Below are 20,320 nucleotides of genomic sequence, written 5' to 3' on the forward strand. Positions count from 1 at the left end.
TACGATGGTTGGAAATAATGTCCAACCAACGGAGCAGAACTCTGTTTTGACAACTCCTGAATTACAAGTAGATGCTGCTAAACTCATGTCCGATTATCAAGATAATGAAATCAATGCAGATAGCCATTATAAAAATAAATTTGTTAAAGTTGTCATGGGCCACGATTACTAGCCCACTAAAGGTCGGGTTTGGCCACGATTAATGGCCCACTCCATGGCCATCTCTGAGTCCCACTTTGAGTAGCAAATAAACAGTGTTAGTTTGGTCATTACCAATAACTAACGGATTTGTTATGAGATGAGGATTAAAACAATGGCAGAAATTAGAGAGGTGCTATATCAGCACAAAAAAGGGATGACTCAACGCAATATTGAAAAGTCTCTAAGCGTTTCACGAATGAGCATACGCAAGTACGTTTCAATGGCCAAGGATTTGGGTTATCAGGAGGATATTTCCAATGATGAGCTCGAAGTTATCGCTTTGCAGATACATAATAAAATCGTTAATACTACAGCCAACAACAGACCCAATAAATCAGAAAAAGAACTTGAGGCGCATCACGAAAAAATAGCATCACTCCTCACTGAGAAGTGGATTACCCATATGCAGATACACCGAATTTTAAGCGATAATGGTCTTGTTAGCAGTCGAAGAAGTCTTAGTCGTTATATTGAACGTCATTTCCCCTCGTTGCCTAAGGCTACGGTACATTTGTTAACAAAGCCTGGGCATGAAGCACAAGTTGACTATGCGTTTGTTGGGTTTATCAATAATAAAAAAACATACGCTTTTATTATGACGTTATCACATAGTCGGTATCGATATGTTGAGTTTGTACATTCTCAAAATCAGCAATCATGGGCGCAAAGCCATATCAATGCCTTTCATTTTTTTGGAGGCGTGCCCAACTGCATTCTTTTAGACAATTTGAAATCGGGAATTATTAAAGCACATATTTATGATCCAACGGTCAATGAAACCTATGCAGAGTTATCTCGCTTTTATGACTTTATAGCCGATCCGGCGAAGGCTCGAACGCCCGAGCACAAGGGGAAGGTTGAGCGTAGTGTTCAATTGGTAAAAGAACAGGTTATCGCGGGGATAACCTATGATGATTTGGCCTCGATGAACGCCTTTGCACGTGATTGGTGCGCTAATAAGGTATCGCACGTCATCTGCAGTACCACTGGTGAAAAGCCAATTGACGTATTTAAAAATGAAGAATTTAATTTATTAAACCCACTGCCAGCAGGCGCTTTTGATATGCCCATTTGGATGGATGCTCAAGTTCATCGTGACCATCATTTTGTTGTTGCTGGTAATTTTTATTCTGTGCCAACGATACATATCGGGACAAAGGTTAAAATTAGAGTTGGCTTGAAGACCGTTCAGGCCTATGTGAATCATGCTTTGATTAAGACCCATATTCGTAACTACGGGCGTGGACAGTGGGAAACGGATCCCAATGACTACCATAATTCTGCAAAGTATTACTTAGAAAATACTGCTGGCGTTTGTATTGAAGCGGCCAAAGCAATTGGTCAGGCAACGGAGGAAATGGTCACAAAGGTACTGGCTGAAGGCTCTAGAACGAGCTTAAGAAAAGCCCAGGCTATCATCCGCTTGGTTGAGGAATACGGTAATGAGCGCCTTGAAAATGCATGTTTACGCGCGATTTTATTTGATAATTATACTCATCAATCATTGAAAAAAATCCTCACGGAAGGCCTGGATAAAAAAGACACGAGAACATTCTCCACTAAGCGCTCGGCCAATCATGAGAACTTTGCCTATATTCGCGCAGCAAGTGATTACAGCTCAACGATGGAGGCTCATTATGAGTGATATCAATATGTTAGAGCTTGCAAAAAAACTACGTTTGACAGGGATCCCAGACACACTGCTAGCAAGAGTAGAACAGGCTCGCGCAGCGTCCCTCTCTTATGAAGAGTTGCTCTCAATGTTGTTTCAGGATGAGGATGAGGCTCGTCAACAAAAATTGCTTGCTGGGCGTGTAAGGCAAGCTCGATTTGAGGAGCCTCAGTGTTTTGAAAATTTTGAACTGGCTCGATATTCAACACAAGTCACACAAGCCATCCGCACCCTGATGACAGGGAAGTTTATCAAAGAAAAAAACCATGTCATCATCATGGGACCTGTTGGCACCGGAAAGACTCACCTGGCTCAAGCCCTGGGTCTAATGGCATGTCAACGACATAAAAAAGTCTGCTTTATAAGAGCGAATGAACTGTTAAATCAGTTCCACCAAGCAAGAGCGGATGAAACATGGACTGCGCTTTTTAAACGTTACTCACGATACGATGTGCTTATTTTAGATGACTTCGGGCTGAAAGCATTATCGCCAGAACAGTCCACTGATCTGTATGATTTAATAGCAGCTATCCATGTAAACTCTATGCTAATTATAACTACTAACCGTAAAATAGAAGGATGGATGGAGCTATTTTATGATCCGGTTATGGCAAACGCAGCATTAGATCGTATCGTAAATAAAGCTTATCGAATTGTTCTTGATGGGGAGTCATACAGGAAAAAATTTATACCGAAATTTAATTTAGTAGATGACAAGTGAGTTAAAAAAATTTACCCTAAGTGGGCTACTTTGAGTGGCCAGAGGGTGGGCTAGTAATCGTGACCCATGACAAAAGTGAATGGAGTGATAGATAGTGTTGGAAAAGATCTGCTTGGAACGGCCTATGTCACTTTAAAAACTCCGAATACATTATTCACTATCCAATGTATGTTCAATAAATCCTCGGAAGGACAATTAGGAAGTTTACAAAAAGGGCAACAAATTTCTGTTGTTGGAAAAGTGTCAGGAAAATTAGGGAATGTTATTTTAAATGATTGTTCATTTTAAAACTTATAACTTAATCTAGAATTATCTAGACGATAATAATAGATTTTACGTCTTGTTGCGGGCCTGTCTTTACCAATATTTGAGAATTAAACTACATATTTGTCTTCTGTGTCTGAAACCTATGAAACAAAACATCGGGGTAGGGGAGTGAGTCAATTATCGCAGATACCTGCTAAGTCTGATTAATACAGTTAATCAGACTTGACTAAATAATTTGCAGCGTTATTCTGTGTGTAGCGAATTATTAATTCGGTCATTTTATGTGCTTTAGTAATTCGTTACATTTTTCCAAAAATTATTTTAACTCATTTGGTTTGAGAGATATTTAAATAAGTAATAGAGTGGACACTCTCTCCCTCAATAATTTCATAAAGAAGCTGATATGCAACACGCCAGCGATGCTGTGATGAAGTAACAATGGTCACTGTTTTTTGATTTAATCGTTCAACACATCCAATAATTTCTTCTCCTTCACGTGAGAAACCAACATAATCACCCACTTTAATGGAATTTTTATTCAGTCCACGCTCTTTTTTCTCAAATATAAATTCACGACTATCAATTTTTAGCATATGGTAAGGAATTTTCCATTGACGACCATCATCTAATCGTTGTACCACTGCATTTTTGAGCGCTTTTTGTAACACACGTGCTGTAATGAAGGATTGAGTTGTTGCATCAAAATACTCAATTACATCACCTTCCTTAAATTTATTAATAAGAGCAGATATTCGTAAAGGATTTTCAAGCTCATTACTTAATGCGACTGACAAGCGGTAAATCTCAAACAAGCTGGCATTTTTTAAAAACGCCACTAATTGGTCATAGTCAACAACATCATTCATCTTTGACTACTCGAAGCGCCACAGGTTTTCTACCCGTGTTTTTCCCAGATTGTAACTCATCCAATGCCATGTGGACATGTTCACAGAGACTATCCAGAATTTGATGTGAATTATCTGAAAATTTTTGATTTAATAAATTACCAAGTAAAGCCTCAACTCCACGTAGTAACATCTCAGGATTTCGTAATGGTTGGGGTAACTCATGTATTGATTTAAATAGTGTTGTGGATAGTTCTTGTCCAATATAATTCATGGCACCAGGGAAATCATCAGGAGCCATATCAGCAATTGAATATTGATTTTTACTGGTTGTGGTTTTTCGAATGGTATCTATTCCACCGTGTTTTGCTGCGGTTTCGATTTCAGCGTAAAGCCACGTTGCACCACCTTCATTAACTGTTTCTGCAATCTCTGCTGCGGTAGACATAATGCTAATTAAAAAAAGCTGGGTCATTCCTAAAAAATCAGCATTTCTGGTAACACCACGTTCAGTTAACCTACTCATTTGTAATAGAGCATCCGTCATGATTATTTTTAATTCATCATAAATATCTTTTGTTGACATGAAATTCCTCACGTAAGCGAAGGTTCTATGTACGGCCTCCAGTGTTCTTTGCGTATTTTATAATATGTAGACTGGTAGCACGAGTATTTTTGTGAGGACACATTTTCGTGTCCTCCAAGATTATTAGCCGTTAACGGCCTCTTTTAATTTTGTTCCAGTCTTGAAGCTCACCACTTTGCTGGCAGCGATGTTAATGGGCTGTCCTGTAGCTGGATTTCTTCCGGTTCGAGCCGCTCTTTCTTTCACGGATAAGCTGGCAAACCCTGGTAATACAATAGAGTCGCCCTTAGCAAGCAAATCAGTTAAGCAGCTGATAACCGCATTTAAGGCAATTTCTGAGTCTGCTTTATTCAGTCCTGATGTGTCGCTGATGGCAGCAACAAGTTCTTTTTTATTCATAAGATGTTCCTTTTAACAGTGCGTGGCACCAATTTAGATGATGATTCGATTAAATAAGGACAATAATCGGGCACAAACCTGATTCTGTCAAATAAAATAGGTATTTTTTCGGTATCTTTATTTCTATTAATATGGATTTTGTATAAAAGCAAAAAAGGCACTCATTAAAAAGAAAATCCAAGCTGTTGATGGTTTAATTGGGGCGTTTGGTGGTTTTTCATTGGAGAAGGGGAGCGATTTTTAGCTTTGTTTTCTCTGATGATTCGAACCATTTTGGCTTTAGTTACTTCTTTATTATTCCCCATAGGTACTGAAAAAGGCAGTAGGTGTAATAGAAGGGGATCATCGCAATCAAAAATCTTGAGCTGATAGCCGCGCTGATCCCGTACCTTTGCCAACTGGCAAAAAGAATCAAAAGCCTCGCTAAAATTAGCAAAAGCCAATGTCCGGCTTTGTCCTAGTTTTGATTTAATACGCCCATTGATTAAGGTGATCACCCAGTCTTCAAGTAAATCTTTACTTAATCTAAGGGCATAATAGCGGGTGTCTTTTTCAAAACGGGCTGCATGATAGGCTTCAAGCGGTTCTAAATTGATCCATTTGAAAAAAGGGTAGGTGAAAAGCCATGGGATCATTAAAGTAATGCCATATTAGCAATTCGTTTTAAGCGATCGGGATTGTCTTGCACGTAAATTGCCGTAGTGACGATATTAGAATGGCCTGCAAGTTTTGAAACGGCTTTAATATCCGCACCGTGTTCAATTAATCGGGTAATAAAAGTGCGTCTACCTGAATGTGAACTGGCTCCAATAATACCTGCTTTATCAAAAAGTACTTTAAATAATTTTTGTAGACTGTTGGGAGTAAAGCGGCTTTTTCGCTGGGTTGTAAATAGTGGCTTATTTTGTAGTGCCTGTTCTTGATTCGTAACTGTCTTGAGGTGTACGTCTAAAGCATCGCGTACTTTTTTATTAACAAGATAGATTTGTCTTTGTTTTTCGCCTTTGGTCATTGAGCGTTTCAGATTAATTTCATCGAGTAGCTTAAATTGCCCATCGGTTACATCAGCCAGGGTGAGCGAGGCAATTTCTTTTACTCGCAAACCCAATCCAAAAGCACAATAAAGTAGGGCAATGTTGCGTATTCCAAATTGCCCTTCTTTGGCTATTAAAAGTACTCTTTTAAATTCCGCCTCACTTAAGACCTTAGCTTGACCTTCACGTGACATTAATTGCTCTATAACTACCTGATTAATCAGTATCTTATAATAAAAAGGCACTCTTTTCAAGATGAAAAAAAATCGAAGCCTCTACAGCCCTTTTTGGCGCTGATGAGTGCCTCTTTTGTCTATAAGAGGTTGTCTTTGTAAGTGGCTAATATTTTCTCGGTCAAAAATGAAATTAGTCTTTAATTTAAAGATTTCTTGTAAAATCCAAAGTGATCTTTAACTGTATACGCCAGGCCTTAATGACTTGCCTGATTTGAGTTGCTCTATAGCCTCAGAACGAAACTGATTAAAATCAAAATTAGCTAAATCTGCCTTTTTATTATTCATTGTACAGCTCTCCTAATTGTATAAATTATAATAATTTTAGAAAGCTGACACACTATGGAAATGAAAAGATAGATCGTGATTTCTTAGAGGGCCCCCTCGCTTAACTCCCCCAACAAGGCAAGTTTTTGTGATGAGCTGATTGTCGCTACGTTAAGGGGGCAAACGGAAGAACCCCAATATAATCGAATTAATGATGAAGTTCGGAAACAATGCATTCTGGTATGAAGATCGAAGTTTCTTTGTTGCTCGGTGTATTTTTTATTTCAATCAATGGTGTTTTATGAATTTCATCTTCGGGCACTATAACAATACGCATGCCCCAACCTTCATATGTGGAGAGTAATTTTCCGAATTCATCCATAGAAAACTCTTTGTCATCAATTATAACGGTAGCTTGATGATTGTCATAGCCTATACAACAACGTAAAACATCACCGCGTGCAGTCCAGTAATCGCCTGGTTCGAAATATTTGACTTGAGATTCGCCGATGGGGATCTCCGTAGCTACATGTTGATAATCTTTCTTGGATTGGAGTTGTAAAGCAATAAATGAGTTATGGCAAAGTAAAATATCATTATCACTCATTTGATCAATTTCATGACCAATCGTTATATGGGTGGTGCCTATCCCTTCTTCTTTGTATTCTATAATTGCTGTATCACCTTGACGAGTAATAATAACCTCATGTAACTCAGCGACGTGGGGGCTCTTTATTTTTGTGTATTTTTTCATATGTTCTTAATGTTGGGTATTCCTGCGAACGTGATCACCGATTATCGCCTAGCGTGATCACCTATTACTGCGCTGTTTTTACAAGCGGTGAGATTATTACAAAGTGATCACGATGAAGCAATTTCTTTTTTTCTCATGGACTCTCCGTTGAGTTCTATTCGATGTGCATTTTCAGAGATGCGATCGAGTATGGCATCGGCGATGGTTGGCTCACCTAAATACTCATGCCATTTAGCCACAGGAAACTGGCTTGTAATAATGGTCGATTTTAGCTGATACCGATCTTCAATAAGATTAAACAAGTCGTGGCGTTGTGCTGCATTGATTGCTGTTAATCCAAAGTCATCAAGAATCAGTACATCATCCTTGTGTAATTGCGTCATTAACTTGGCATAGCTTCCATCGGCATGTGAGATGCTCATTTCTTCTAAAAATCGCGTTAACAATAAATAGCGAACTTTATAACCTAGACGGCAAGCTTGGTTTCCGATAGCGCATGAAAGATATGTTTTCCCGCAGCCGGTAGGTCCGGTTATAAGTAAATTTTGATGGTGACGAACAAAGTCACATTTAGCAAGAGCCATCACTTTTGCCTTTTCCAAACCCCTCTTATTTTTATAACAAACATCTTCAATGGCTGCAGATTGCCTGAGTTTTGCTCGCCGCTGTAAACTCTGCACACGATTATTGTCTCTGCGTAGTATTTCGCGGTCCAACAAGAGACTTAACCTCTCTTCAAAGCTTAAGTCGGCGTGTTTGGGTTGGCTTTGTTGTTCACGAAAGCCCTCCTGCATGCCCGTCATTTTTAGTTGTCTCATTTGTTCTAATACGGATTCATTGTTCATTTTTTTCCTTGTTTTTTAATTAAAAATTGTTGATACAGACTCAGTGGTAATACTGAGAGCCCCTAATGTTGTCATGCGTTAATCCATGTAGGTTCACGTCACGTGATGCATGAATTTTTGCTCCTTGGTCAAGGTTATTTTCTAGAATGGATAACACGCTTTTACGGCTGTATGCCCCCTGGTGTACACCATAGGAGCAGGCTTGCTCTAAACGGATTTCTCCATAGCGTTTCGCTAGTTTCAAAATACCAAGGCAGGAACGGTAAGCCTGTTCGGGGTGAGGTTTTTCATCAAATATTCTTTTTACGACCATGTGTGTGCAAGCACCTATCTCGCTCGCCCACCGTAAATATCTCTCTTTTGATTGCTCGGTGTGTATGCGGTGCCTCTTGGGCATGTGATGAGAAATCGTGGATTGTTTACCTGGTATGCTTGAATACAGATGCATCGCTATGCGCTCTCCTTCAAAATAACATTCAACCGTATGCTGGTTAAACCATAAATCAATGAGCTGGCCGCAGTACCTATGAGGCACGCTGTAATAATGCCCTTGAAGCACAACATGGTAATCAATACCTGCGCGAGACGCTTTGTACTGCCTGTAATAATAGGCATCTGCTGGTAACGGTTTTAATACAGGTTTGTCCATTTCCATGAAGACTGACTCGCGACATCCAGGTAGTTTTTGAAATGGTTTTTGGTTCATTATGGTTAATAGCCGTGCAATCTCTGCATTGAGTTCATTAAGACCCACAAAGGTTTGATGTCGTAATCGGGCTAATATCCAACGTTGAGCAACTTGAACACCTGATTCAACAGATGCTTTGTCTTGAGGACGATAAGGCCTTGCTGGAAGTACAGCTGTGCCATAATGCTCAATGAAGTGTGCGTATGTTGGATTCGTATCAGGCTCATATCGACATGATTTACTGATGGCTGAACGGAGATTATCTGGCACAACAAGTGCTGGAACACCGCCAAAAAACTCAAACATCCGGCGTTGAGAACCCAAAAAGTCAGGAAGTTGCTGAGACCATGTGGCTTCAGCAAACGTATACTTAGAGGCACCCAAAACACCTACGAAAATTTCAGCAGCCCTGATGTCATTTGTTTCAGGATCAATAATACTGAACGTAACACCGCTGTAATCAATAAAAACCTTATCTCCCGCCTTATGTGTCTGACGCAACGAGCGTTTTAGGCTTTGCTTATAGGGGTTTCGGCAAGCAAATTACAGATTTCGCAGGTCTTGCCTTAACCCTCTGAATTCAGTTGCATTTCTCTTTCCCTAAAAAAATAGATTTTAGCCCAAAACAGCCTGTTTCCACCCTACAAATTATTCACATAACTGGTTATATATGAATAATATAAGCCGTTTTAGTTGTATTATGCGAAGCAAACAGCTATGCTAACTCCAGGGTTGATTATTCACATAATACATACACATGAATCATGATGACTTGCTCAATGAATTTAGAACTGCACTAGAAAAGCAGGATTTGTCTCCTGCCTCAATTACCAGTTATCTTCAAGGAATAAAAGTATTCACTACATGGGTATTGGATTTTTATCAACAAGATGTTGGTCTTATTGAAGTGACATCCAATGATCTCCGTGCTTATCGAGAATATATCTCCAAAGTACTTCGACGTAAACCTGCTACCATTAACCATCACATTCAGGTATTAAAACGATTTTATGCTTGGGCTTTGCAGGCCGGACTGATTTCTGCTGATCCAGCATCAGCCATTCATTTTGTGAAGCGAGTAACGACCACTAAACCACAAGCATTAAACAAAGAAGAAATTCATGCTTTGTTACGAGCGGCTGGCCTTTCCACTCATGGCCTTTCAATAAGAAATTATGCCATTGTGCAACTCATGATACAAGCCGGTTTAAGAGTGGCAGAAGTAAAAAATTTAATACTCAGAGACGTTGTTATTAGAGAACGTTCTGGCTTTGTCACTATTGTTGATGGGAAAGGTAGAAAGCACAGAGAGGTTCCATTAAATTCAGTTGCACGCAGGGCATTAACCAGCTACTTAGAAACACGGGATGCTATTGCAGCTGATGATTCATTATTTACTACTAAGCGCGGAGTTTCAGGAACAGTCAGAGCCTTACAACAGCTGATTACCGGGCTCGCCATCCGGGCTAATATTACACGAATTAACGTCACGGCCCACACGTTGCGTCATACCTTTGCGGTTCAGTTTTTGCAGGCTAATCCAGGATGTCTTGTTGAATTAGCCATGTTAATGGGGCATGAATCTATTGACACTACAGCCATTTACACGAGAGCATCAAAAGAAAAATTAGCAGAGCATATCGAACGTTCAGGGATAAATATCGATGCACACCACGATTGAGATTACGGAAGATCAGTTAGCTATTGACTGGACACTCACTGAAAGTGATATCCAGTTTATTAACAAAACCGCAAATCAAAGTATTAAATTTGCCGCTCTTCTTTGCCACTTAAGGGCTTATGGGCGATTTATTGGAAAAGACGATACAGTACCTTTTATCGCATTAAGTTATCTTGCCAAACAATTGGGGCAACCACTTTCAGTTTTTCCTGTATTTGATAAAAACTCACATAGTTATATTCAGCAAGAAAAAATTCGTAATTATCTTGGATATACTGAGTTTAACGAGGCCGCGCAACTTCGATTAGAGGAGTGGCTTGTGATTCTCTTACGCCAAGAAACCATGGACAAAAAACAACTGATTGCCCTGGCTATTAATCACTTAAAAGCGAGCCGCGTTGAGTTGCCTTCCTCCTTAGTATTAGGCCGCCTGATAAGCCAAAAAGTAAATAAAGCGGTTGAGGGATTTCATCGAAGTATTGCAGAAAGCTTAGCTCCTGGTAAACGAAAAGAATTGTATCAATTAATCACACCAAAACACAAAGAAGCCTATGCTCAATTAGCGGAACTTAGAACATCGCCTCAGAATGCCAATAGCGAGGTCATGAATAAGTACCTTGACTATTTTGACCAAATTGAACAGTTAGGGATTCTGGACTGCAATCTGTCAGCAATACACCCTGAGGTCATCACTGAACTGGCTCAAAAAGGTCGCTACTATGATGCCGCCCAGCTACGTGATATGGCTTCTAAATTAAAACAAGAAGCCATCATTATTTGTTTTTTGCATGAAACGGCTAAAACCATTCTTGATTACCTTGTTTATGTATATAAGCGAATATTTTTGGACATTAATCGACACGCTACCCATGAAGTAACCGCCGAGCGCGAGAAAGTATCCAGACGAAACAAAGGAAAATTTAAACCAGCTAGTGAGTTCATTAAACAGGCTTATTCCCAAGCATCAGTTGGGCAGTTAACCCTCATGGAATTTGTGACCCAGTTTAATGAAGACACGATGCTTGAAACAGCCAGTGCCTGTGAGGCCATCGATAAGCTGGAGTCCTCTGGAGTTACCGATCATATCGTTAACCGATTTTCTTATGTCAGGAAATTTTCAAAACGATTTTTAAACTTAAAGCTTGGCGCAAGTGTTGGGTTAAGTTCATTAATGGAGGCCCTTGAGCTTCTTCGTCAACTTCACAATGGCGAAATTAAAAAACTTCCTGCTGTTGTGCCAACAGACTTTCTGCCAAAAATGTGGAAGGATGTGGTGTTTGATGAGAATGGGGAAATCAAAGCCCATCACTGGGAAATGGGTTTTTATTACGTCCTCAAGAAAAAAATCAGCGCGGGTGATGTTTATCTTTCAAAAAGTCGTAATAATCGTTATTTTTGGGACACGGTTTATGGTGAGCAGCCCTGGGAAAACGAGCGAGAACAACAGTACCTTAAGCTTGCGCTACCCAATGATTTTGATACACTTCTGGAGACACTACGGGGGGAATATCATCGAGTAGCCACAAATGCCAGTAAGAGTTTACCCACTAATGATTTTGTAACGATTAATGAGGGTAAATTTTGTTTCACCAAAGAGGATGCCCTGGTTATTCCACCTGAAGTGGTCAAATTACGTAAGTTAATACAGTCCAGGATGCCTGCCATTAGAATTGAGAAACTCTTGGCAGAAGTCGCCAAAATGTCAGGCTGCATGGAAGGATTTACTCCTTTTTATGCACACACGCAACCGATTAAATTTCCATTAAAGCCATTGCTTGCGGCAATCCTTGCGCATGCAACCAATATTGGGCTGTTTGGAATGGGAACCAGCGCTGTTGGCATCAGCATTGATGCGCTGACCAACGCATCTCATGTTTATCTACGACAAGACAGCATCAAAGAGGTTAATCGTCGATTAATTAATCATTTATTGACTTATCCAATCAGTGCGGAAATGACGGATGGCTCTTATTCAACCTCGGATGGTGAGCGTTACCCCATTGAGAGAAAGTTTTTTCTCTCCTCTTATTATCCAAGATACTACGGATATTATGAGCGTGCGATTTCTATCTATACGCACGTGACAAAAGATGGTGTCTTTGGTACGCAGGTTATTTCAACTGGTGAAAGAGAAGCCTCTTTTGTGCTCACGGGGTTATTAGAGAATGATACTCTGCTCAATCCTGAGTTTCATAGCACGGACACACATGGCTTTACTGAGCATCTCTTTGCTCTGCTCTATTTAAATGGGTTTTCTTTTCATCCAAGGCTTAAGGATTTAGCTGAGCAAAATATTTATAAAATTGATGATGCAATGAGCTATGGTGATTTGGATGAAGTGTTTCATGGTACAGTGGATATTGAACTTATTCGTAAATATTGGGATCAAATTGTCCGTATTGTCGCCTCATTAAAGAATGGCCTGGCTCCAGCCCATGTAATAATCCAGAAATTAGCCAATCGAACTGATAATGTATCCAAAGCAATAAGAGCTTTGGGACGTATCATTAAATCCATTTATATTTTACGTTATATTGCAGATCAAGATCTTCGTTATACAGTTCATTTACACCTCAATCATGGTGAGTCAAGACACCATCTGGCCAAAAAATTATTTTTTCTCAACAGAGGAGCCTTTAAAACCAGCGATTATGAGGAAATTATGAATAAGGCCAGCTGTTTAAGTTTGGTATCCAATGCTGTTTTAGTATGGAATACCCATCACATACAACAGATAGTTGACGAACTTCGAGCAGAAGGACTTGATATTCCAAGCGAGCACTTACAAAAAATATCCGCGCTAATGTTTAAGCACATTCAAATTTATGGCACCTATCATTTTGAGGATATTTAAGAACGTGTGATTTAATATCCGTATGAACCACTTGAAATAGTACCATAATATGGTATCATTAACCAATGAAAGCTAAACATAAAAAAGTGCTGCACAGCATATTTGAAACGCCAGTGAATGCCAGCATTATCTGGAAGGATATCGAGTCGTTGCTTGTTAGCTTGGGCGCTGAATTATCCGAGGGGCGCGGATCACGAGTACGTATAGCGCTGAATGGTGTTCGGGCTGTTTTTCATCGACCTCATCCTAAAAAAGAGGCCGATAAGGGAGCAGTTGTTTCAATGAGGCGTTTACTGAAAGAAGCAGGAGTAGAGCCATGTTAAATTATAAAGGTTATCTTGGTCATGTAGAGTTTGATGATGAAAATGAACTCTTTGTTGGCGAAGTCATTAATACCAAAGATGTCATTACGTTCCAGGCTGATACAGCGCATGGGCTAAAACAGGCATTTGTTGAGTCAATAGATGATTATATTGACTTTTGTCATGAGCGAAATGAAAAACCAGAAAAACCGTTTTCAGGGAAATTCAATCTGAGAATTTCTCCAGAGCTCCATCGTGAGGCCTATGTAGCAGCCAAACATTCTGGCATGAGCCTAAACTCATGGGTGTGTGATGTGTTGAAGCATGCTGTTTAATGTAAATTATAATGCCCTGCATTTTACGGATATTTAAGCGCTGGTAATGAGGGGGTTGATTATTCACATAATATGCCACCTGCTAAATCTGTATTTTGCTTACCTAAACCCCTTATAAGCACGATAGTGGTAACAATAACGAGAATAGCTTAAAGCGCCTTCTTGTTCTGATTGATGTTCATCCCAAAGCAACTGTAATGTGACGCCTTTTCGGCTTAATTCTTGGTGAGTTTTTGCGAAATCTATTAAGTCTAGCGCCTTGTTTAGGCTGGCATGAGCGGCTTTCGGCTTTAAAATTTCAAGTAAAGCTGGCTCGTCCATCCCCTCAGGAAGAGGCCATGAAAGATTTTTATCCAGGGCTCGATTGATGTATTTGATAACCACACCAACCGATACACTAAGACTGTTTGCTATTTGGCGCCTGCTTAATTTTAACTCAAAATGAAGACGCAGTATCTGAATCAATTTACGCATAGATGTTCCTTTTGCTGACATTTTTACTCTCCGATTAAACTAACTAGTATAACCGGTGCTAATGCTTGCAAAAGCCACGCCCCATATGGAGTGGTGGCATCGTGATCACCTATTCCTGTTTTTTGGGAAAAGTGATCACGATCAGGCGATAATCGGTGATCACGATCAAGCGATAATCACTGATCACGGTAGGGCGATAATGACTGATCACGATGGGCAGGAATACCCAGTATTTTTCAAAATAAAATACAAATCATGTTTTTTGATATTAAACAAGGATGTTATAGATGTGTATTTCCTGAACCACCACCACCTTTTTTAATGAACAACTGCTCTGATGCTGGCGTTTTAGGCCCAACAACAGGTATAGCTGGCTCGATAACTGCAACATTAGCTATTAATTATTTTGTAAATCCAACCGCCACGCCCGTTCAAAAAATAATTACCTTTGATAGTCATACTTTAAAAATGGAACACTTACCATTTTCACAAATAGATCACTGCCTAGGCTGTCATCATAGAGCGATTTCTTGGCCAACTCAAAATTTTAACGTGGAACTTAAAAAAATTGATTTATTAAATTATAAAATAATAGATATTAGAGAACATAACGAAGATCGTAAAATCAGATTAACCAAAGATGAATTGCACATTCCTTTTAGCGAGATACTTGGTCTACCTAGCCAAATCCCCCAGAAGAAATTGCTTATTTATTGTCAAAGTGGGCTCAGGAGTGACTATACGGCACATTTTCTCCGTAAGAGTGGCTTCCAAGCATTTTCACTTGATCAAGGAGTATCTGATCTAAACTGAGTAACATTCTTACTATAATGAGCCCCATAATTTAGACCATGCAAACTTAGCTTCATTTTTCACATATGCCCCGATTCACCACGAAAATAGTCAATGTACTGATCATATATTTCTTGAGATAACGTAAACCTCCATAAGGAATTACGTCCTTTAGTTGCTTCATAAGAAACAATGACGCCCTTATCCTTTAATCTATTGATGGTTGTTTTAATAGCTCCAATTTTAACTCCTGTATTTTTAGAAAAATCAACTTTATCTATCTTAATTGTAGTTAATCCACCAATAACAACACACCGATATGCAATTTCATCTACCAATTTTTTCGAGTTACCTAACAAATCAAAATACCTGTATTTAGCCCCCTTTGCAGGCCTTCCAATTTGAATCGCCTTATCAACACCCCTTATTGATCTAGTACTTGGTTTGCTTTTTGTGTCTCTTATAGAGCCAGAACTCAACGTACTTTCCGTGTCTCTTATGGAGCCAGAACTCAACGTACTTTCTGTGTCTTTAATAGAGCCAGAACTCAACGTACTTTCCGTGTCTCTTATAGAACCAGAACTCAACGTACTTTCTGTGTCTCTTATAGAGCCAGAACTTAACGTACTTTCTGTGTCTCTTATAGGGCCAGAACTTAACGTACTTTCGGTGTCTCTTATAGGGCCAGAACTTAACGTACTTTCTGTGTCTCTTATAGAGCCAGGACTTAACGCACTTTCTGTGTCTCTTATAGAGCCAGGACTTAACGCACTTTCCGTGTCTCTTATAGAGCCAGGACTTAACGCACTTTCCGTGTCTCTTATAGAGCCAGAACTTAACGCACTTTCCGTGTCTCTTATAGAGCCAGAACTTAACGCACTTTCCGTGTCTCTTATAGAGCCAGAACTTAACGCACTTTCCGTGTCTCTTATAGAGCCAGGATTTAACGCACTTTCCGTGTCTCTTATAGAGCCAGGATTTAACGCACTTTCTGTGTCTCTTATAGAGCCAGGATTTAACGTACTTTCCGTGTCTCTTATAGAGCCAGGATTTAACGTACTTTCCGTGTCTCTTATAGAGCCAGGATTTAACGCACTTTCTGTGTCTCTTATAGAGCCAGGATTTAACGCACTTTCTGTGTCTCTTATAGAGCCAGGATTTAACGTACTTTCCGTGTCTCTTATAGAGCCAGGATTTAACGCACTTTCTGTGTCTCTTATAGAGCCAGGATTTAACGCACTTTCTGTGTCTCTTATAGAGCCAGGATTTAACGCACTTTCTGTGTCTTTTATAGAGCCAGAACTCAACGTACCTTCTGTGTCTCTTATAGAGCCAGAACTTAACGCACTTTCTGTGTCTCCTATAGAGCCAGGATTTAACGTACTTTCTGTGTCTTTTATAGAGCCAGAACTCAACGTACCTTCTGTGTCTCTTATAGAGCCAGAACTTAACGCACTTTCTGTGTCTCTTATAGAGCCAGGATTTAACGTACTTTCTGTGTCTTTTATAGAGCCAGAAATCAACGTACCTTCTGTGTCTCTTATAAAGCCAGAAATCAACGTACCTTCTGTGTCTCTTATAGAGCCAGGATTTAACGTACCTTCTGTGTCTTTTATAGAGCCAGAACTCAACGTACCTTCTGTGTCTCTTATAGAGCCAGAACTTAACGCACTTTCTGTGTCTCTTATAGAGCCAGGATTTAACGCACTTTCTGTGTCTCTTATAGAGCCAGGATTTAACGCACTTTCTGTGTCTCTTATAGAGCCAGGATTTAACGTACCTTCTGTGTCTCTTATAGAGCCAGAACTTAACGCACTTTCTGTGTCTCTTATGAAGAGGGGTGTATCTTTAAATAAATCTAAAACATTCGGTGTATTGTAGGGTCTTGGAGACGTATCATCATTTACATAGTCATCATAACTTTGCATCTTTGCTTTTATAGTATTTTGCTTTAAACCACGCTTTTTCTGTTGCTTAAGCATTTCTTCAATATTCATAAAAGATCCCTATTCTAAGCAACGGTAGTCTCAAGATCTCTAATATTTGACTTTCCTCTGGCCAACCAGTCAGTTAAGCCTGTTAGCTCAGATATTAAAGAAAAACAATCTTCTTTAGCCGTAGATTTTTTTAAATCAAAAATATACTCCCCATCTGCCTTAGTATTTTTAAAAGCAGTATTAGTTCGAATAACTATAGGCAAGAGATTATCTTTAAGATTCTTTCGCTCACTAATAGAGCCCATAATGTTTAAACTGAGCTTTTCTCTCGCATCATACTTATTAAATATGATTTTGTAGTTAATTTTAATTGATAAGTTCTTAAATGATCGCTCAATTTTTTCTATTTCAGAAACAGTCATTACAACACCATCAAAAGAATCTATATCAGCATTGATAGGTATTAAATTTTCCGTTGCAAAACAAGAAGCGCAAACAGTTATCTTATGTATAGAAGGAGGGCAATCGATTACTATTAAATCATAGTCTGACATAATGGAATCAAACATCTCGTCGAAGAAATTAGTAATATTAATAGACTGTTTAGAGTTTAATACATGTTCAATTTGAGAGTTATCCAACGATGAGGGGAGTAAATGCAGATTAGGGGTAACGGGTATAATAACATCCTTAATATTTTTATCGCCTACAATCACATGATACAACACTGGCTGGCCATGTTTTTTCATATTAAAAGACTGAGTCAAGTTTCCTTGCATATCAAGGTCGACTGCCAAAACCCTAAAACCTAGCCTACTAGAACCCTCTGCAAGAGCTGTGGCTATAGAGGTTTTTCCAATTCCACCCTTCATACCAAACACATTAATTACTAAAGGCTTAGAGTTATGTTTTTTGAATTTAAAACCACGTAGCTCTAATATTTTTCTAATACTCTCTGGCGGCAACGCATTCTTATTTCCTAAAGGAACAACTGATATATTATGTTCTTTAATGATTTTATAGATTAAGTGAGGGGAAACATTTATTAAAGAAGAGAAGTCCTTAGCGCTTATTGTTTTCATTATCAAACCTTTAAGAATAGTTAGTTATTTAACTATATACGATCCGCGCTCGCGGTCAACGTTTTTTTTAAAATTATCTGAAAATCGTGGAATTATCGAATTATTAGAAGTGAGGATCAGATTTAATTTAATGTTTTTTAATTTTTTTTTGTTATATTTATGTGTCTCTTAAATATCTATAGAAACTCGATCTATTGTGTCTCTTAATTAGGATCTAATACAAAATTTTTGTGTCTCTTATCTCAAAACTACCAACCGTTTGTCATTAGTTATTTATTCATTGAATAGATTAAACTATATAAATTTAAACCTTCGAAAATTACATAATTTTTGTGTCTTTTATCAAGAATGAGAAAACAAATATTTGTGTCCCTTATATAGATAAACCACACAAATTTTTGTGTCTCTTATTGCCATGAAACTCAATAGATATCGCTGTTTTTTGGTATTGACACACAGAAAAAGAAAAATTAAATTCGATGGTATATTGAATATTAAGGAAAAATTATAGGTAGATTGGATGATCAAAAACAATAGTAAAGAAGGGTCGGCAAACCCTTCTTTACCAAAACAACTAGCTTAGAACGAAGCTAAAAGAGAATATCATTCGACCGATATTTTTGGTATTTCGTTTACCATTTTAGTCTCGTTCCCAAAAAAAAACAATAAGATAAGGATATTATCTATGGGGAACTTATGTTCAATTTATCATGCGCATTTTGATAAACTACTCTCACTAACTGACAACAATAAGAATAAAGCAGCCGTATTAGATAAATTCATTTTTTGGTGGCAAATATCAAAATACACTTTAGAAGATAATAAAATATGGTTTACACGCCCCATCGAAGAGATAGCCAAAGAATGCTCCGTTTCTCCACGCACCATCAATAGATTTATCAAGAGTTTTCGAGAAGAAAACCTAATTGAAACCCACTGCACCAAGTATTATAAAAAGCACTTGTATATTCGCATCACTGACAAAGTACTAACAACACTAGGACAAAATAACACAATCAACAACGTACCTGTTGTGGAAAATCAACCCAAAGCTCATAAACAACCCTCTGAGCCTGTTAATTCGTGCCAAGTTGACGTTATCGAAAAGGACAACTTGGCTTTACCCATATATAAAGAAAAAGAACTACAATGTATTGTTAATAACAGTACAGTTATCAATGATTCCATTGTGGATAAACAAAATCCTAAATTCAAAACCTACGCCATTGAAGCCCATATGGGTGAGCTCCTAAGTAATCGTGAAAAGAACTACATCAAGGGCGTCATAAACCAAATCAAAGAATCTGATAGCACCTTGATTTCAAACCCAAATCAGCTCTTTGCAGAAATCGTCTTTTCAGTTACCAACGAACATCAGTTCAAAGGCATCAGTAACTTCAACCACAAACTTCAAATCATCTCAAAGCTTATCCGCACCCGTCGCTGGATGATCCCTAAAGGCTTTTATAACCACTCGGACTTTGGTCGATTCTTTAAGGCTCCTATTGCTGAAGCCCCCGGTGTAGCACCTATCTCATTGTCATCGATAAATAAGTCTTCAACGCCTCAGGGACGAATCAAGGAATTAAAATCAGCACTCACTGAAGTCATCAGCGAACGTAACTTTAACGAATCTTATTTGCGTGAGATGTATGAGCGCGAACAAGGTGGCCATTTCGTATCACAAGCTGTGCTTGATTCAATCCAATCTAAAATCACAAAAAGTACCGAGATTGCGCGAGAGTATGCACAAGCGCTTGATGCATTAATGGCCTCAGATGGTAAGGGGGCATCCATACAGCCTATTCAATCTAATTGGGCACAATACGATGCACTGTGCATACAGCAACGCGTAGTCGAGCAAGAACTAGACCGTGCAACAGCTGTGTATGAAAAAGCACTCAATGGTGGTTTGAATCCTGCTGCAACACAAAAATCAACGGATGATTATTTGTACTTTATTGAGCAATATGAACTCATTAATGAGGAACTATTTCAAATGGGTGAATTGCTGAATCAAAAAAAATCAGCATGAAAGTGGCTGTAAAAATAATAGGATAGGGTGGTTCGTGGTGCTTTTTATGGTTTTCGATAGTGTCGCTAAGCTCGTGATTGATTTTAGCCATCCATGGCTGAAATCGACTCGCAAACGCGACAAGTATGCCTCCGGCGGCCCTGGCCGTCCTGTGTCCGCTTGTTTTTTCACCCCATTCGGGGTTCAAAAACAACGCTACCCCAATGACTGACGCCTTTTCGGATGCCTTATATTTTGCCTGCGGCAAAACATCCGGCTCTAAGGCTACCAGGGACTACCAGCCTCGCTCGTTCCTCGCTTCCTTGGCTGGCAGCGC

The 20,320-nt window shown here is 39.0% G+C and carries 22 protein-coding genes and 1 pseudogene; 11 read left to right on the forward strand and 12 right to left on the reverse strand.

Going from position 1 to position 20,320, the window contains the following annotated elements:
- The first annotated feature begins 4 nt into the window (after positions 1–4).
- From HRS36_RS18420 to HRS36_RS18435, 4 genes are all read left to right on the forward strand, one after another.
- The gene (locus HRS36_RS18420) at positions 5–172 is read left to right on the forward strand and encodes an OB-fold protein (protein WP_173238707.1); all 168 of its coding nucleotides are present in this window, start codon (positions 5–7) and stop codon (positions 170–172) included.
- Positions 173–298: 126 nt separating this feature from the next.
- Positions 299–1,846 carry an IS21 family transposase gene (gene istA, locus HRS36_RS18425; RefSeq protein ID WP_173235442.1) on the forward strand — a complete coding sequence of 516 codons (1,548 nt, stop codon included), beginning with the start codon at positions 299–301 and terminating at the stop codon, positions 1,844–1,846.
- Complete coding sequence (gene istB / locus HRS36_RS18430) at positions 1,839–2,594, forward strand: IS21-like element helper ATPase IstB (protein WP_173235440.1); 756 nt, start codon at positions 1,839–1,841, stop codon at positions 2,592–2,594. The genes istA (HRS36_RS18425) and istB (HRS36_RS18430) overlap by 8 nt, the downstream gene beginning before the upstream one ends.
- 84 nt (positions 2,595–2,678) lie before the next feature.
- Complete coding sequence (locus tag HRS36_RS18435) at positions 2,679–2,882, forward strand: OB-fold protein (RefSeq protein WP_173238708.1); 204 nt, start codon at positions 2,679–2,681, stop codon at positions 2,880–2,882.
- A gap of 305 nt (positions 2,883–3,187) precedes the next feature.
- On the opposite strand, the gene HRS36_RS18440 is transcribed toward HRS36_RS18435, so the two are convergent.
- The 9 genes and pseudogenes from HRS36_RS18440 to istA (HRS36_RS19115) form a co-directional block, all read right to left on the reverse strand.
- Complete coding sequence (locus HRS36_RS18440; RefSeq protein WP_173238709.1) at positions 3,188–3,727, reverse strand: hypothetical protein; 540 nt, start codon at positions 3,725–3,727, stop codon at positions 3,188–3,190.
- Positions 3,720–4,292 (reverse strand): hypothetical protein, encoded by a 573-nt coding sequence (locus HRS36_RS18445; RefSeq protein WP_173238710.1) that lies wholly within the window; start codon positions 4,290–4,292, stop codon positions 3,720–3,722. Before HRS36_RS18445 ends, HRS36_RS18440 begins: the two co-directional genes overlap by 8 nt.
- 123 nt (positions 4,293–4,415) lie before the next feature.
- A complete protein-coding gene (locus tag HRS36_RS18450; RefSeq protein WP_173238711.1) occupies positions 4,416–4,691 on the reverse strand; it encodes an HU family DNA-binding protein in 276 nt (91 codons plus the stop codon).
- A 164-nt stretch (positions 4,692–4,855) separates the two neighbouring features.
- Positions 4,856–5,326: a WGR domain-containing protein gene (locus tag HRS36_RS18455; protein ID WP_173238712.1), complete on the reverse strand. Its 471-nt coding sequence runs from the start codon at positions 5,324–5,326 to the stop codon at positions 4,856–4,858.
- Positions 5,326–5,919: a tyrosine-type recombinase/integrase gene (locus HRS36_RS18460; RefSeq protein ID WP_173238713.1), complete on the reverse strand. Its 594-nt coding sequence runs from the start codon at positions 5,917–5,919 to the stop codon at positions 5,326–5,328. Before HRS36_RS18460 ends, HRS36_RS18455 begins: the two co-directional genes overlap by 1 nt.
- Positions 5,920–6,433: 514 nt before the next feature.
- Positions 6,434–6,979, reverse strand: a complete 546-nt coding sequence (locus HRS36_RS18465; protein ID WP_173238714.1) for a DUF7713 domain-containing protein — start codon at positions 6,977–6,979, stop codon at positions 6,434–6,436.
- A 107-nt stretch (positions 6,980–7,086) separates the two neighbouring features.
- Positions 7,087–7,824 carry an IS21-like element helper ATPase IstB gene (gene istB, locus HRS36_RS18470; RefSeq protein ID WP_173236264.1) on the reverse strand — a complete coding sequence of 246 codons (738 nt, stop codon included), beginning with the start codon at positions 7,822–7,824 and terminating at the stop codon, positions 7,087–7,089.
- 40 nt (positions 7,825–7,864) lie between these two features.
- On the reverse strand, positions 7,865–8,479 hold the full coding sequence (locus HRS36_RS19110; protein ID WP_420814343.1) for a Mu transposase domain-containing protein: 615 nt from the start codon (positions 8,477–8,479) through the stop codon (positions 7,865–7,867).
- Positions 8,453–9,022, reverse strand: a pseudogene (gene istA / locus HRS36_RS19115) (IS21 family transposase); the annotation flags it as partial. The pseudogene istA (HRS36_RS19115) and the gene HRS36_RS19110, both read right to left, overlap by 27 nt.
- Positions 9,023–9,269: 247 nt before the next feature.
- Here istA (HRS36_RS19115) and HRS36_RS18480 point away from each other — a divergent pair.
- The 4 genes from HRS36_RS18480 (at position 9,270) to HRS36_RS18495 (ending at position 13,684) form a co-directional block, all read left to right on the forward strand.
- Positions 9,270–10,193 (forward strand): tyrosine-type recombinase/integrase, encoded by a 924-nt coding sequence (locus HRS36_RS18480; protein ID WP_173238594.1) that lies wholly within the window; start codon positions 9,270–9,272, stop codon positions 10,191–10,193.
- Entirely contained in the window at positions 10,177–13,047 is a 2,871-nt protein-coding gene (locus HRS36_RS18485) for a Tn3 family transposase (RefSeq protein WP_173238595.1), read from the forward strand. The genes HRS36_RS18480 and HRS36_RS18485 overlap by 17 nt, the downstream gene beginning before the upstream one ends.
- Before the next feature lie 65 nt (positions 13,048–13,112).
- Positions 13,113–13,370, forward strand: a complete 258-nt coding sequence (locus tag HRS36_RS18490) for a type II toxin-antitoxin system HicA family toxin (RefSeq protein WP_173238596.1) — start codon at positions 13,113–13,115, stop codon at positions 13,368–13,370.
- Positions 13,364–13,684 (forward strand): type II toxin-antitoxin system HicB family antitoxin, encoded by a 321-nt coding sequence (locus HRS36_RS18495; protein ID WP_133137737.1) that lies wholly within the window; start codon positions 13,364–13,366, stop codon positions 13,682–13,684. The genes HRS36_RS18490 and HRS36_RS18495 overlap by 7 nt, the downstream gene beginning before the upstream one ends.
- A gap of 99 nt (positions 13,685–13,783) precedes the next feature.
- On the opposite strand, the gene HRS36_RS18500 is transcribed toward HRS36_RS18495, so the two are convergent.
- A complete protein-coding gene (locus HRS36_RS18500; RefSeq protein WP_173238716.1) occupies positions 13,784–14,179 on the reverse strand; it encodes a hypothetical protein in 396 nt (131 codons plus the stop codon).
- 234 nt (positions 14,180–14,413) lie between these two features.
- On the opposite strand from HRS36_RS18500, the gene HRS36_RS18505 reads away from it, so the two are divergent.
- A complete protein-coding gene (locus HRS36_RS18505; protein ID WP_173238717.1) occupies positions 14,414–14,971 on the forward strand; it encodes a ThiF family adenylyltransferase in 558 nt (185 codons plus the stop codon).
- Positions 14,972–15,030: 59 nt separating this feature from the next.
- On the opposite strand, the gene HRS36_RS18510 is transcribed toward HRS36_RS18505, so the two are convergent.
- Positions 15,031–15,429 (reverse strand): hypothetical protein, encoded by a 399-nt coding sequence (locus HRS36_RS18510; RefSeq protein WP_173238718.1) that lies wholly within the window; start codon positions 15,427–15,429, stop codon positions 15,031–15,033.
- On the opposite strand from HRS36_RS18510, the gene HRS36_RS18515 reads away from it, so the two are divergent.
- Positions 15,404–16,831 carry a hypothetical protein gene (locus HRS36_RS18515; RefSeq protein WP_173238719.1) on the forward strand — a complete coding sequence of 476 codons (1,428 nt, stop codon included), beginning with the start codon at positions 15,404–15,406 and terminating at the stop codon, positions 16,829–16,831. The genes HRS36_RS18510 and HRS36_RS18515 overlap by 26 nt on opposite strands.
- Positions 16,832–16,961: 130 nt before the next feature.
- Here the strand turns inward: HRS36_RS18515 and HRS36_RS18520 are convergent, their stop codons facing one another.
- Positions 16,962–17,969 (reverse strand): ParA family protein, encoded by a 1,008-nt coding sequence (locus tag HRS36_RS18520; protein WP_173238720.1) that lies wholly within the window; start codon positions 17,967–17,969, stop codon positions 16,962–16,964.
- A 685-nt stretch (positions 17,970–18,654) separates the two neighbouring features.
- Between HRS36_RS18520 and HRS36_RS18525 the strand changes: the two genes are divergently transcribed.
- Positions 18,655–20,004: a helix-turn-helix domain-containing protein gene (locus HRS36_RS18525; RefSeq protein ID WP_173238721.1), complete on the forward strand. Its 1,350-nt coding sequence runs from the start codon at positions 18,655–18,657 to the stop codon at positions 20,002–20,004.
- Positions 20,005–20,320 lie beyond the last annotated feature (316 nt).

The organism is Legionella antarctica (genome assembly GCF_011764505.1).
Taxonomy (GTDB): domain Bacteria; phylum Pseudomonadota; class Gammaproteobacteria; order Legionellales; family Legionellaceae; genus Legionella; species Legionella antarctica.

Excerpts from the sequence above, each read along its gene's own strand:
- HRS36_RS18420 (WP_173238707.1), top strand. The coding sequence starts at position 5 with ATGGTTGGAAATAATGTCCAACCAACGGAGCAGAACTCTGTTTTGACA.
- HRS36_RS18460 (WP_173238713.1), bottom strand. The coding sequence starts at position 5,919 with ATGTCACGTGAAGGTCAAGCTAAGGTCTTAAGTGAGGCGGAATTTAAA.
- HRS36_RS18445 (WP_173238710.1), bottom strand. The coding sequence starts at position 4,292 with ATGTCAACAAAAGATATTTATGATGAATTAAAAATAATCATGACGGAT.
- HRS36_RS18480 (WP_173238594.1), top strand. The coding sequence starts at position 9,270 with ATGAATCATGATGACTTGCTCAATGAATTTAGAACTGCACTAGAAAAG.
- HRS36_RS18490 (WP_173238596.1), top strand. The coding sequence starts at position 13,113 with ATGAAAGCTAAACATAAAAAAGTGCTGCACAGCATATTTGAAACGCCA.
- HRS36_RS19110 (WP_420814343.1), bottom strand. The coding sequence starts at position 8,479 with ATGGAAATGGACAAACCTGTATTAAAACCGTTACCAGCAGATGCCTAT.
- HRS36_RS18500 (WP_173238716.1), bottom strand. The coding sequence starts at position 14,179 with ATGTCAGCAAAAGGAACATCTATGCGTAAATTGATTCAGATACTGCGT.
- HRS36_RS18520 (WP_173238720.1), bottom strand. The coding sequence starts at position 17,969 with ATGAAAACAATAAGCGCTAAGGACTTCTCTTCTTTAATAAATGTTTCC.
- istB (WP_173235440.1), top strand. The coding sequence starts at position 1,839 with ATGAGTGATATCAATATGTTAGAGCTTGCAAAAAAACTACGTTTGACA.
- istA (WP_173235442.1), top strand. The coding sequence starts at position 299 with ATGAGGATTAAAACAATGGCAGAAATTAGAGAGGTGCTATATCAGCAC.
- HRS36_RS18525 (WP_173238721.1), top strand. The coding sequence starts at position 18,655 with ATGGGGAACTTATGTTCAATTTATCATGCGCATTTTGATAAACTACTC.
- HRS36_RS18440 (WP_173238709.1), bottom strand. The coding sequence starts at position 3,727 with ATGAATGATGTTGTTGACTATGACCAATTAGTGGCGTTTTTAAAAAAT.
- HRS36_RS18495 (WP_133137737.1), top strand. The coding sequence starts at position 13,364 with ATGTTAAATTATAAAGGTTATCTTGGTCATGTAGAGTTTGATGATGAA.
- HRS36_RS18455 (WP_173238712.1), bottom strand. The coding sequence starts at position 5,326 with ATGATCCCATGGCTTTTCACCTACCCTTTTTTCAAATGGATCAATTTA.
- HRS36_RS18505 (WP_173238717.1), top strand. The coding sequence starts at position 14,414 with ATGTTTTTTGATATTAAACAAGGATGTTATAGATGTGTATTTCCTGAA.
- HRS36_RS18465 (WP_173238714.1), bottom strand. The coding sequence starts at position 6,979 with ATGAAAAAATACACAAAAATAAAGAGCCCCCACGTCGCTGAGTTACAT.
- istB (WP_173236264.1), bottom strand. The coding sequence starts at position 7,824 with ATGAACAATGAATCCGTATTAGAACAAATGAGACAACTAAAAATGACG.
- HRS36_RS18485 (WP_173238595.1), top strand. The coding sequence starts at position 10,177 with ATGCACACCACGATTGAGATTACGGAAGATCAGTTAGCTATTGACTGG.
- HRS36_RS18450 (WP_173238711.1), bottom strand. The coding sequence starts at position 4,691 with ATGAATAAAAAAGAACTTGTTGCTGCCATCAGCGACACATCAGGACTG.